The sequence below is a fragment of the Bradyrhizobium sp. SZCCHNR1015 genome (assembly GCF_032489875.1).
Classification (GTDB): Bacteria; Pseudomonadota; Alphaproteobacteria; order Rhizobiales; family Xanthobacteraceae; genus Bradyrhizobium.
Genome location: NZ_JAUEYW010000003.1, coordinates 39,009 through 50,979, shown reverse-complemented (window position 1 = coordinate 50,979; position 11,971 = coordinate 39,009). Strand labels below are relative to the sequence as shown.

The following is an 11,971-nucleotide window of genomic DNA, read 5'->3' as shown; positions in this document are numbered from 1 at the left end:
CGGATCGTGAGTACCACAGCATGGGCATGAGCATGGGCAGCGCGTCCGGCGGCAGTGGTCGCCGCGGTCGGCGCAAGGCGGCCGTGATGGCGGAGATCAACGTCACGCCGATGGTCGACGTCATGCTGGTGCTGCTGATCATCTTCATGGTCGCAGCGCCGCTGCTCACCGTCAACATCCAGGTCGACCTGCCCCAGGCGCAAGGCGGCTCGGCCTCGACGGCCGACGCCAAGCCGCCGCTCGAGGTGACCGTGAAGAAGACCGGCGGCGGCTGCGCGTCGAAGGTCGACGTGTATCTCGGCGACTCGCCGATCGCGATCAACGAGCTCGGGCCGAAGATCAAGGCGATGAAGGATGCGGGCGCCGGCGGCGCCGACAACGTCGTCAAGATCCGCGGCGACCGTGACGCCTGCTACTCCGACATGATGAAGGTGCTGGGACTGGCGCGCGACGCCGGCTATCGCGCCAGCATCGTCGTGCTGCCGGATCAGGGCTCATGACGTCGAAAGACCTCATCCGGTTCGTGCGCACGCGCAAGGGGACGGTGCTGTCCGTCGCCCTGCACGTGCTCGTGCTGTGCTGGGGTCTGTTCAGCTTCTCCGCGCGCTCGATGGTGGCGCCGCCGGAGGACCTGGTGCCGGTCGACGTGATCTCGGAGGACAACAGCTCGAAGGCCAAGGCCGGCGCCCTGACCGGCAAGAAGGAAGCCCAGAAGCTGCTGGCCGACAAGATCGGCGAGAAGAAGCCGACCGAGGACATCGTCGGCAAGGTCGATACCAAGCAGGTCACCGAGACCGATGCTGCGCCCGAGCAGCTGCCGAAGCCGGAGAAGCCGGTCGAGAAGAAGCCCGAGCCGCCGAAGCCGGTCGAGAAGCAGCCGGACACGCCGAAGCCCGTCGCCGAGAAGAAGCCGGAGCCGCCGAAGCCCGCGCCGGCCGAGAAGCCGAAGCCGGAAGAGAAGAAGCCGGATCCGTTCAATCCGGACCAGATCGCCAGCATGCTCAACAAGGACAAGGCGAAGCATCCGCCGAAGCCGCAGCAGGCCGCCGCCGCGCCGCCGGAGCCGCCCAAGCACAAGAGCGAGCGCAAGTTCGACGCCGAGAAGATGGCGAGCCTGATCAATCAGAAGGACCCGACGCGCCAGGCCGTGACGGGTTCGGAGCTGAATGCCAACGCCGCGCTCGGCGCTGTTCATGGCACGGCGGAGAGCAATGTCGCGAGCTGGCAGGCCGCCTTCCAGGAGGCGGTCACGCGCTGCTTCACGACGCCTTATAACGGCGTCGATGAAGACAAGATCGAAGTCGATATCGACATCCAACTCCGTCCCGACGGCTCGCTGGCCGCCGTCCCCTCGGTCGCGGGAACGCGAGGGCCGCCGCGGGTGAGCGCGGCGATGGCGGATAGCGCGAAGCGTGCGGTCGAGAACTGCGCGCCCTACGCGTTTCTGCCGAAGAACCGGTACAATGAGTGGAAGTTGATCCCGACGACATTCAATCTCAAAATGATGAATTCGATGCGAGGCCGAACTTGACGACACCTCCAACGCGCAAGACTGGATTCACCACGCGGCGCCAGGTTCTGCTGGCCGGAGGAGCCGCGATGGCGGCGTGGGGCGCGGGACCCGCCTTCGCTCAGCAGCGTCTGCAGATCAATCCCGGCGAGTTCAAGCCGATCCCGATCGCGATTCCGCCCTTCGTTCCCGGCGGTGCGGGCGATGCCGATGTCGGCAACGGCATCGCGCAGGTGATCACGAACAATCTGAAGCGCAGCGGCCTGTTCGCGCCGGTCGACCCGGCTGCGTTTCCCGAGCGCATCAGCAATTTCGAGGCGCCGCCGCAGTTCGCCAGCTGGAAGCCGCTCAACCTCACCGGGCTCGTGACCGGCCGCGCGACGCGGCAGCCGGACGGGCGCCTGAAGGCCGAGTTTCGGCTGTGGGACCCGAACTCAGGCCAGCAGCTCACCGGGCAGCAATATGTGACGGCGCCGGAGTATTGGCGGCGCATCGCCCATATCATCTCCGATCAGATCTACACGCAGATGACCGGCGAGAAGGGCTATTTCGACAGCCGCGTGGTGTTCGTCGACGAGAGCGGGCCGTCGGAGCGGCGCGTCAAGCGGCTGGCGCTGATGGATCAGGACGGCGCCAACGTCCGCTATCTGACCCGCGGCGCCGACCTCGTGCTGACGCCGCGATTCTCGCCGTCGAGCCAGGAAATCACCTACATGGAGTTCGGGCAGGGCGACCCGCGGGTCTATCTGTTCAACATCGAGACCGGCCAGCGCGAGATCGTCGGCAACTTCCCGGGCATGTCGTTCTCGCCGCGGTTCTCGCCGGACGGCCAGCGCATCATCCTCAGCCTGCAGCAGGGCGGCAACTCCAACCTGTTCGTGATGGACCTGCGCTCGCGCACGACGACGCGTCTCACCGACACGCCGGCGATCGACACCTCGCCGTGCTACTCGCCGGACGGCAGCCAGATCTGCTTCGAGAGCGATCGCGGCGGCAAGCCGCAGATCTATGTGATGGCCTCCAGTGGCGGCGCCGCGCAGCGCATCTCGTTCGGCGAGGGCAGCTACTCGACGCCGGTGTGGTCGCCGCGCGGCGACTACATCGCGTTCACCAAGCAGGGTGGCGGCCAGTTCGCGATCGGCATCATGAAGACGGATGGCTCGGGCGAGCGCATCCTCACCGCCGGCTTCCACAACGAAGGGCCGACCTTCTCGCCCAACGGCCGCGTGCTGATGTTCTTCCGTGACCCCGGCGGCACCGCCGGCCCGTCGCTGTATTCGATCGACGTCTCCGGCCGCTTCGAGCAGAAGGTGCCGACGCCGGGCTTCGCCTCGGATCCGGCCTGGTCGCCGCTGCTGTCGTGACGGCGAGCGAGCCTCTGGGCCCGCTCACGTCGTGGTGGACGCGATTTTTCGAGTCGCGCGATGCGTGTTCCCGTAAAATATGGAACCATTCGTTGCAGCAACCGGGTAGTGTTTGCCTAGTTGGCTGAATTTTCGAGCGAATCCGAGCACTTCGCGAGTGCGGAAACGCTCTGCTAACGATGTTCCCTCAGAAAGACTTCACCTGCGAACGGTAATGTTGCGCACCGAACAGGACGCGTGCGCACGAATGCAGCTTGCCACTCAGAACGGAGAAGACGATCGAAAGTTGTCGCCTGCGATCCAGGCGGCTCTCGTCGACTCCCTCTTCCAGGATCCCGGCCCGATGTTCGCCGGCGCACTCTGCGCCGCCGTCGCCGCCGTCATGACCGCGATCAAGAGCGGCGACGTCAATCTGTGGCCGTGTGCCGCGATGCTGATCATCGCAGGAGCGTTCCGCTCGCTCGACATGCGCTACTATCGGAGCCTGTGCGACGCCGGCCGCCTCACGCAGACGGCGGTCGAGCGCTGGGAGGTTCGCTATCAGATCGGCGCCATGATCTATGCGCTGGTGCTCGGCATTTGGTGCGTGGTCGCCCTGGTCGACAACAGCGACCCGGTGGTGCACCTGATCGCGATCACGGTGACGCTCTGCTACATGTCGGCGGGCGCAGGCCGGACCTACGGGCGGCCCTGGATCTTCCACGTCCAGATCCTGCTCGCCTGCGGACCGCTCGCAGTGGCTCTCGCGATCCACGGCAGCCCTTATTACCTGGGCATGGCGGCGTTCTGCGTCCTGTTCTTCGTATCGCTGAAGCACATCTCGACCAACCTGCAACGGATCTTCGTCCAGGCCTTTGTGGCGCGCGAAAGCGAGGCTGCACTGGCCAAGCAGTTCGATACGGCCCTGAACAACATGCCGCACGGCCTGTGCATGTTCCGCTCCGACGGGCGTCTGGCCGTGATGAACCATCGCTTCGGCCAGATGATGAACCTGCCGGATGACATCCTGCAGCGTGGCGGCAAGGCGGCCGACATCATCAACGCCTGCGTGATCGCAGGCTCGATCTCCGCTTCGAGCGGCCGGCTGATCCTGGCCGAGATCGAGCACACCAAGACCCATAATGTCATCACGAGCGATCCCGACGTCGCGCGCGACCGGTCGCTGTCCTGGACCTTCCAGCCGATGGCCGACGGCGGCGCCGTGGTCCTGCTCGAGGACATCACCGAGCGGCGGCATGCCGAGGCGCGCATCTCGCATCTGGCGCGCTACGACGAGCTCACGACCTTGCCGAACCGCGTCAGCTTCCGCGACGAGATCGAACGGCTGCTCAGGATTCCGCAGCGGCACGGCGAACTGTCCGCGCTGCTGTTCGTCGATCTCGACCGCTTCAAGCAGGTCAACGACACGCTCGGCCACCCCTGCGGCGATCAACTGCTCTGCGCGGTCTCCGAGCGGCTGCGCGACATGCTGCGTCCGGAAGATTTCGTTGCGCGCTTCGGCGGCGACGAGTTCGTGGTGTTCCAGCGCAACATCCGCTCCAACGACGACGCCGCGATGCTGGCGCGCCGGATCGTCGACCAGCTCAGCGAGCGCTACAAGATCGACAATCACCTGGTCGAGATCGGCGCCAGCGTCGGCATCGCGATGACCGCGCCGGGGATCAGCGCCGACACCCTGCTGAAGAATGCCGACATGGCGCTGTACCGCGCCAAGGCGGAGGGACGTGGCACCTTCTGCTTCTTCCGCGACGAGCTCGCCCAGACGGTGGAAGCACGCCGCATCCTCGAGCTCGACCTGCGCAAGGCGCTGGCGAACGAGGAGTTCGAGCTGTTCTACCAGCCGCTGGTCAACCTGAAGTCCGGCAAGATCTCCACCTGCGAGGCGCTGCTGCGCTGGAACCACCCGGTGCGCGGCACGGTCTCGCCGGTCGACATCATTCCCGTCGCCGAGGACATGGGCCTGATCGTCGATCTCGGCCGCTGGATCCTGCGCAAGGCCTGCCTGGAATGCATGAAATGGCCGGATGCGGTCAGCGTCGCCGTCAACTTCTCGCCGCAGCAGTTCCATCAGCGCGATGTGCTCAGTGAGGTCCGCTACGCGCTGGAAGTGTCCGGGCTGCCGCCGCATCGGCTCGAGATCGAGATCACCGAATCCTCGCTGTTGCGCAACACCCAGCTCACCCACGATGTGCTGTCGCAGCTGCACATGCTCGGGGTCCGCATTTCGCTCGACGATTTCGGCACCGGCTATTCCAGCCTCAGCTATTTGCACAACTTCCCGTTGGAGAAGGTCAAGATCGATCGCTCTTTCCTCGAAGGCATCGACAGCGATCGGCCGCTGACTCTGTTGCGCGGTGTCGCAAGATTGTCCGCCGATCTCGGCATGTCGGTGGTGGTGGAGGGCATCGAGACCAACGAGCAGCTCGAACTGGTCAGCGCCGACGGCACGGTCACCGAAGCGCAGGGCTATCTGTTCAGCCGGCCCGTCCCCGCAATCCGCATCCGGCAGCTCCTGAATGCATCGCATGGGCGCCGTTCGAGCGACGGGGCGATCGCGGCCGCCGGCGGGACACGTTCGATCGCTTGATCGCTCGACCTCCGCCTTGATGCGGAGGTGCCGCGAAGATCGACCAGTGGAGGCGAGCCCTGTGCGCTGCATCCCGCCGGTCCGAGCATGGCTCGTATGTGAATGGCGATGTGACAACCCCACGTCGCATCATTCGGAAACATTGCACGTGTATGCCAAGCGAATCCGTTTCGATTTGACACGCAAGTGATCCGAAGCAATCCGTCCAGCACTGCATCCAATCCCGTAAGTCACGGTTAAGTCTCCGGGATTCTACGTGCCGTTAACTTTGTACCGCCGAAAGCTTTGCGTCGGCATTAACCCGCTGTTAAGCTCATACTGCTCGTAGGAGTTGTGTGAAAAGGGGTTGCGGATGAAGTCGGCGGCTAGAGTGAGTGCCGTTGCTGAACAGAAGTCGGATGTGCTGGAGAACGTGGATTATCGACTGGCGCTGACTGCTGAGGACAAGGACGAGATCTATCGGCTGCGCTACCGCGCCTATCTGCGTGAAGGCGCCATCCTGCCGTCGCCCAGCGAACGCGTCAGCGACGAATATGATGATCTTCCCAACAGCTTCATCTTCGGCGTCTACGTCAATGGCGAGCTCTACAGCTCGATCCGCATCAGCGTGCTGAACTCGCAATGGCGCCGATCGCTGTCCTCGGACATGTTCGCCGACCTGCTGCATCCCGAGCTCGATCGCGGCAAGGTCATCATCGACCCGACACGGTTCGTCGCCGACCATGAGAAGGCGCGGCTGTTTCCGGCGCTTCCCTATGTGACCGTCCGGCTCGGCTACGTCGCCTGCGCCCATTTCAACGCGGATGTCGGTCTCGCCAACGTGCGCCCGGAACATCGCGCCTTCTACAAGAAAGTGTTCCTGCAGGAACCATGGGGCGAGCCGCGGCTCTACTCCGGCCTCACCAAGCCGGTCGGCCTGGTGGCGGCGCATTATCCGTCGATCCGCGATCGCGTGTTCCAGCGCTTTCCGTTCATGCGATCCAGCGCGTTCGAACGGCGGATGCTGTTCGATCGTCCCGCGCCGGACGCCTTCACTGATTCGTTCAGGATTCAGGCGGTCGCGAAGGCCGGCTGATCATCGGCCGATATCGGGGCCGGTTCGGCCGTCCGGCCGGTTCACACCGTGGCGCTGATGCAAAAATCAGCGAAAAAGCGCCCTGCTGCAGGCGCTGAGCGGCTTGCCTTCACCCTGGCGCCACATTTACAACCCATTAACCATCGCGGTCGCTTTTCGGGTTTCGTTAGCATTTGACGGGGTTCGGCAAGACCCCATCAAGGTTGACGGAACGTTCGCTTAACCATCGCCCTGTAGACCGGATGGCAGTCTAAGAACGTGAGCGTGGAGGCTCCGGGAATGAAATATCAGATGCGTATCCTCCAGGGATTGAAGTTGGCCGCCGTGCTGGCCGTGGCGCTGTCGATGGGCGCCTGCGCCAACAAGAATCTCACCGGGGCCGACGGGGCGATGGCCAGCGCTGCGACTCCAGGCAGCCAGCAGGACTTCGTCGTGAATGTCGGCGATCGCGTCTTCTTCGAGAGCGATCAGACCGATCTCACGCCGCAGGCGATCGCGACCCTGGAGAAGCAGGCTCAGTGGCTGCAGAGCTATCCGCGCTACTCCTTCACGATCGAGGGCCATGCCGACGAGCGCGGCACCCGCGAGTACAACATCGCGCTGGGCGCGCGGCGCGCGCAGTCGGTCCGCAACTTCCTGGCGTCGCGCGGCATCGACCAGGGCCGCATGCGCACCATCTCCTACGGCAAGGAGCGGCCGGTGGCGGTCTGTAACGACATCTCGTGCTGGTCGCAGAACCGCCGTGCGGTGACGGTCCTGAACGCCAGTTCATAAAGCTGAACGAATCCGTTGCTGATGAAGCCGGCGTCGCCCATCGACGCCGGCTTCGTCGTTTCTGGTCGGCGGGTCTCGTCCGGACTTGGTCTTGTCTTCGCTTGAACGTCATTTGTATCTATCGCATTTCTGCTTTACAGCCTCGCTCACAGGCCTGTTTTCAATGTCTCGCCGATCCGGTCGTCAGGGCAGCATGTCATTCATGTTTCTTCCACGGAGCGCCGCCGCGATCCTCGCCGCGCTCGTCATTTTCTCGTGCCAGGCAGTTTCGTCGCGGGCGCTCGCCCAGACCGATGACGATGATCCCGAGATCCGGATTCAGCGGCTCGAAAATCAGCTCCGGCAACTGACCGGTCAGAACGAGGAGCTGCAATATCGCAATCGCCAGCTCGAGGAGCGGCTGCGGCAGTTGCAGAGCGCTGCACCCGGCGGTGCGCCCGCGGCGCAGACCAACGCGGCTGCTCCCGCGCCGGGCAGTCCCGCTTACGGCCAGCCCCCTCAGGCGGCCAACGGCCAGCAGCCCTATGGCCAGCAGCCGTACGGCCAGCCGCAACAGGCCTATCCGCAGCAGCAGCCGGTCTACGCGCAGCCGCCCGCCGTCGGTGCGCCGGTGCAAATCGTCCAGGAGCCCGCGGCCCCCGGTCGGGGCCGCCGCGGCGATGCGTTCGACCCGAGCCAGAATCCGACCGCTCCAGGCGCCCCGCAGGCGCTCGGCGGCGGCCAGTTGCCGATCCAGCCGGGGGGCGGCCAGCCCGCTGGCCGTCCCGTCGGCGATCCCGCGGCTCTCGCCAACACCGCGGGCGGGCGCTATCCCCAGGGCGCGCCGCCGGCCGCCGCGCCGGGGGCGGGCGGACTGGAGACCGCGCCGCCGCGGCAGACGCCGCGCGACGAATACGACCTCGGCATCGGCTACATGCAGCGCCGCGACTACGCGCTGGCCGAGCAGACGATGCGCAACTTCACCCAGAAATATCCGAACGATCCGATGGTCGGCGACGCGCAATACTGGCTCGGCGAGAGCTTCTACCAGCGTCAGCAATATCGCGATGCGGCCGAGGTCTTCCTCGCCGTGACGACGAAATACGAGAAGTCGGGCAAGGCGGCGGATGCGCTGCTCCGGCTCGGCCAGTCGCTGGCCGCGCTGAAGGAGAAGGAGGCGGCCTGCGCCGCGTTCGGCGAAGTGACGCGCAAATATCCGCGCGCCTCGGCGGGCGTGAAGGCGACCGTCGATCGCGAGCAGAAGCGGGTGAAGTGCTGAGCGCCTGCGGGCGAGGGGAGGCCTCTCGCCTATAACCGGCGGGGCGGATAGGCTGCGGCGCCATGTCGAAGGCCCGTTCCGAAGCCGATCTTGCGATCTCCGCCGCCGAAGCCGAGCGCCTGTTCGCGCCGCTTTCGGCCGCGCCCGCACTGGTGCTCGCCGTATCGGGCGGTCCCGATTCGATGGCTCTGATGTGGCTCGCGGCGCGGTGGCGTGCGGGGCTCGCACAGGGACCGCACCTTGTGGCCGTGACGGTCGACCATGCGCTGCGGCGCGACTCCGCCCGTGAAGCCCGCATGGTGAAGGAGATCGCGCGCCGGCTCGCAATTCCGCACCGGACCCTTCGCTGGACCGACGCGAAGCCGGACACCGGGATTCCCGAAGCGGCGCGGCTGGCAAGATACCGCCTGCTGGCGCGCGCGGCGCGGCAGGCGCGTGCCGGACACGTCGTCACCGCCCACACCCGTGACGACCAGGCTGAGACGGTGCTGATGCGGCTGTTGCGCGGCAGCGGCATTGCGGGGCTCGCGGCGATGGCACCGCTCAGCGAGCGTGAAGGGGTGTTGCTGGCGCGGCCCCTGCTGAACGTTGCCAAAGTCCGGCTGGTAGCGACGCTGCGCTCGGCCGGAATCCCGTTCGCAGATGACCCGACCAATCAAGATCCCGCCTTCACCCGGCCGCGGCTGCGCGCCCTGATGCCGGCCCTGGCCGCGGAGGGCGGCGATGCCCGGACGCTGGCGACGCTGGCCGACCGGCTCGGACGGGCCAACGCCGCGATCGAATTGATGGTGGATGGCGCCGAACGCTATCTCGCACTGCGCGCGGCCGGGAGCAGGCGGGTCGGCGGGGGTCACGGCGAGACCTTCGAGGCGCGCGCCTTTGTCGCACTTCCAGCCGAAATCAGGCTGAGGCTGCTGATCCGCGCGATCAATCGCATTGGAACCGAAGGTCCCGTGGAACTCGGCAAGGCAGAGTCGCTGCTGGCGAGGCTGGACCGGACTCTTGCGGGGATCGCAGATGGTGGTACGTCTGCTCCGGGCAGGCTAAAACAGACCCTGGCTGGTGCACTGGTAAGCATGACGAGAGAGACGATCCGCATCACGCCCGCGCCGCCGCGGCGCTCGCGCGGGATTTGAAGCGGTTCACCGCCTTCGCGGACGCTTAACCACCTGCCTTGGCGACGCTTTCCCGCGCCATTTTTTGAGCGGGAATCGGGCTAGGATGCGATAAATAGTCCTTTCTAGTTCCCTTGGCATTGCCGTGAGTGGTACCTAGATTACGAGACGGTCGACCGGGGGATTCCCTCGTGGCTACCCAGGGATGAGTCCGAGGACTAACGGCCGCGATCCGCGCGACCACGAAGGAAAATCGATGAACGCCAATCTGCGCAATTTCGCCCTTTGGGTCATTATTGTCCTGTTGCTGTTGGCGCTGTTCACACTCTTCCAGAACCCGGGGCAACGCGCGTCGTCGACCGACATCAACTTCTCGCAGTTGTTGACCGAGGTCGATCAGGGCAATGTGCGCGACGTCGTGATCCAGGGGCCGGAGATTCACGGCACCTTCAAGAACGGCTCGTCGTTCCAGACCTACGCGCCGAGCGATCCGAACCTCGTGAAGCGGCTGTACGACGCCAAGGTCAACATCCAGGCCAAGCCGCCCGGCGACAACGTGCCGTGGTTCGTGTCGCTGCTGGTCTCCTGGCTGCCCTTCATCGCGCTGATCGGCGTCTGGATCTTCCTCTCCAGGCAGATGCAGGGCGGCGCCGGCAAGGCGATGGGCTTCGGCAAGTCGCGCGCCAAGATGCTGACCGAGGCGCATGGCCGGGTGACGTTCGAGGACGTCGCCGGCGTCGACGAGGCCAAGCAGGACCTGCAGGAGATCGTCGAATTCCTGCGCGATCCCGGCAAATTCCAGCGGCTCGGCGGCCGCATCCCGCGCGGCGTGCTGCTGGTCGGCCCTCCGGGCACCGGCAAGACGCTGATCGCGCGCGCCGTGGCCGGCGAAGCCAACGTGCCGTTCTTCACCATTTCGGGTTCTGACTTCGTCGAGATGTTCGTCGGCGTCGGCGCCAGCCGCGTCCGCGACATGTTCGAGCAGGCGAAGAAGAACGCGCCCTGCATCATCTTCATCGACGAGATCGACGCCGTCGGCCGCCATCGTGGCGCCGGTCTCGGCGGCGGCAATGACGAGCGCGAGCAGACCCTCAACCAGCTGCTGGTCGAGATGGACGGCTTCGAGGCCAATGAGGGCGTGATCCTGATCGCCGCCACCAACCGTCCCGACGTGCTCGATCCGGCGCTGATGCGTCCCGGCCGCTTCGACCGCCAGGTCGTGGTCTCGAACCCCGACATCATCGGCCGCGAGCAGATCCTGAAGGTTCATGTCCGCAAGGTGCCGCTGGCGCCGGACGTCAACCTCAAGACCATCGCCCGCGGCACGCCCGGCTTCTCCGGCGCCGACCTGATGAACCTCGTCAACGAGGCCGCCCTGACCGCCGCCCGCCGCAACAAGCGGATGGTCACGCAGTCCGAGTTCGAGGAAGCCAAGGACAAGGTGCTGATGGGCGCCGAGCGCCGCTCGATGGTCATGACCGAGGAAGAGAAGATGCTGACCGCCTATCACGAGGCGGGCCATGCGATCGTTGGCCTCAACGTCCCGAGCCACGACCCGATCCACAAGGCGACCATCATTCCGCGCGGCCGCGCGCTCGGCATGGTGCAGTCGCTGCCCGAGGCCGACCGCCACTCGCACACCCGCGAATGGTGCGTCTCCAAGCTCGCGATGATGTTCGGCGGCCGCGAGGCCGAGGTGCAGAAGTTCGGTCCGGAGAAGGTGACCAACGGCGCCACCGGCGACATCCAGCAGGCCACCAACCTCGCGCGAGCGATGGTGATGGAATGGGGCATGTCCGACAAGCTCGGCCGCGTCCGCTACCAGAGCAATGAGCAGGAGGTGTTCCTGGGCCATTCTGTGGCGCGCTCGACCAACATCTCCGACGATACCGCCCGCCTGATCGACTCGGAAATTCGCGGCCTGATCGAGGCCGGCGAGCAGGAGGCGCGCCGCATCATCACCGAGAAGCGCGACGATTGGGAAGCGATCGCCCAGGCCCTGCTGGAATACGAGACGCTGACCGGCGAGGAGATTCTCGACCTGCTCAAGGGCAAGAAGCCGAACCGCGAATCGGCGATCGAGCCGTCGACGCCGCGCGCGTCGGCCGTGCCGCCGGCCGGCAAACCGCGGCCGCGACCCGATCCCGGCCTGGAGCCGCAGCCCCAGGCGTGAGCCAAGAGACGCGACAGGCTTCCGGCGGTCAGCCCGTCTGATCCGGAAGATCGATAGACACGAAAGGCCCGGCTTGCAGCCGGGCCTTTTGTTTGTTTGGAGATCTGTGCCGGCG

The 11,971-nt window shown here is 65.7% G+C and carries 9 protein-coding genes; all 9 read left to right on the top strand.

Annotated elements, in window-relative coordinates; genetic code table 11:
- Positions 1 to 20: 20 nt before the first annotated feature.
- The 9 genes from QX128_RS06700 (at position 21) to ftsH (ending at position 11,856) form a co-directional block, all read left to right on the top strand.
- Positions 21 to 500, top strand: a complete 480-nt coding sequence (locus tag QX128_RS06700; protein ID WP_315802586.1) for a biopolymer transporter ExbD — start codon at positions 21 to 23, stop codon at positions 498 to 500.
- Positions 497 to 1,531 carry a cell envelope integrity protein TolA gene (locus QX128_RS06695; protein WP_316236992.1) on the top strand — a complete coding sequence of 345 codons (1,035 nt, stop codon included), beginning with the start codon at positions 497 to 499 and terminating at the stop codon, positions 1,529 to 1,531. The genes QX128_RS06700 and QX128_RS06695 overlap by 4 nt, the downstream gene beginning before the upstream one ends.
- Positions 1,532 to 1,599: 68 nt before the next feature.
- Complete coding sequence (gene tolB / locus QX128_RS06690; RefSeq protein ID WP_315802857.1) at positions 1,600 to 2,874, top strand: Tol-Pal system beta propeller repeat protein TolB; 1,275 nt, start codon at positions 1,600 to 1,602, stop codon at positions 2,872 to 2,874.
- A 247-nt stretch (positions 2,875 to 3,121) separates the two neighbouring features.
- Positions 3,122 to 5,461: a putative bifunctional diguanylate cyclase/phosphodiesterase gene (locus QX128_RS06685; RefSeq protein WP_315802588.1), complete on the top strand. Its 2,340-nt coding sequence runs from the start codon at positions 3,122 to 3,124 to the stop codon at positions 5,459 to 5,461.
- Between the two features lie 352 nt (positions 5,462 to 5,813).
- Positions 5,814 to 6,536 (top strand): N-acyl amino acid synthase FeeM domain-containing protein, encoded by a 723-nt coding sequence (locus tag QX128_RS06680; protein ID WP_316236991.1) that lies wholly within the window; start codon positions 5,814 to 5,816, stop codon positions 6,534 to 6,536.
- Positions 6,537 to 6,815: 279 nt separating this feature from the next.
- On the top strand, positions 6,816 to 7,310 hold the full coding sequence (gene pal, locus QX128_RS06675; RefSeq protein ID WP_172133860.1) for a peptidoglycan-associated lipoprotein Pal: 495 nt from the start codon (positions 6,816 to 6,818) through the stop codon (positions 7,308 to 7,310).
- A 202-nt stretch (positions 7,311 to 7,512) separates the two neighbouring features.
- Positions 7,513 to 8,568: a tol-pal system protein YbgF gene (gene ybgF / locus QX128_RS06670; RefSeq protein ID WP_316236990.1), complete on the top strand. Its 1,056-nt coding sequence runs from the start codon at positions 7,513 to 7,515 to the stop codon at positions 8,566 to 8,568.
- Between the two features lie 62 nt (positions 8,569 to 8,630).
- Positions 8,631 to 9,704: a tRNA lysidine(34) synthetase TilS gene (gene tilS, locus QX128_RS06665; RefSeq protein WP_316179784.1), complete on the top strand. Its 1,074-nt coding sequence runs from the start codon at positions 8,631 to 8,633 to the stop codon at positions 9,702 to 9,704.
- Between the two features lie 235 nt (positions 9,705 to 9,939).
- Positions 9,940 to 11,856 (top strand): ATP-dependent zinc metalloprotease FtsH, encoded by a 1,917-nt coding sequence (ftsH, locus tag QX128_RS06660; protein ID WP_315802592.1) that lies wholly within the window; start codon positions 9,940 to 9,942, stop codon positions 11,854 to 11,856.
- Positions 11,857 to 11,971 lie beyond the last annotated feature (115 nt).

Coding starts and splice junctions, on each gene's coding strand:
- QX128_RS06700 (WP_315802586.1), top strand. CDS start 21: ATGGGCATGAGCATGGGCAGCGCGTCCGGCGGCAGTGGTCGCCGCGGT.
- QX128_RS06695 (WP_316236992.1), top strand. CDS start 497: ATGACGTCGAAAGACCTCATCCGGTTCGTGCGCACGCGCAAGGGGACG.
- tolB (WP_315802857.1), top strand. CDS start 1,600: ATGGCGGCGTGGGGCGCGGGACCCGCCTTCGCTCAGCAGCGTCTGCAG.
- QX128_RS06685 (WP_315802588.1), top strand. CDS start 3,122: ATGCAGCTTGCCACTCAGAACGGAGAAGACGATCGAAAGTTGTCGCCT.
- QX128_RS06680 (WP_316236991.1), top strand. CDS start 5,814: ATGAAGTCGGCGGCTAGAGTGAGTGCCGTTGCTGAACAGAAGTCGGAT.
- pal (WP_172133860.1), top strand. CDS start 6,816: ATGAAATATCAGATGCGTATCCTCCAGGGATTGAAGTTGGCCGCCGTG.
- ybgF (WP_316236990.1), top strand. CDS start 7,513: ATGTTTCTTCCACGGAGCGCCGCCGCGATCCTCGCCGCGCTCGTCATT.
- tilS (WP_316179784.1), top strand. CDS start 8,631: ATGTCGAAGGCCCGTTCCGAAGCCGATCTTGCGATCTCCGCCGCCGAA.
- ftsH (WP_315802592.1), top strand. CDS start 9,940: ATGAACGCCAATCTGCGCAATTTCGCCCTTTGGGTCATTATTGTCCTG.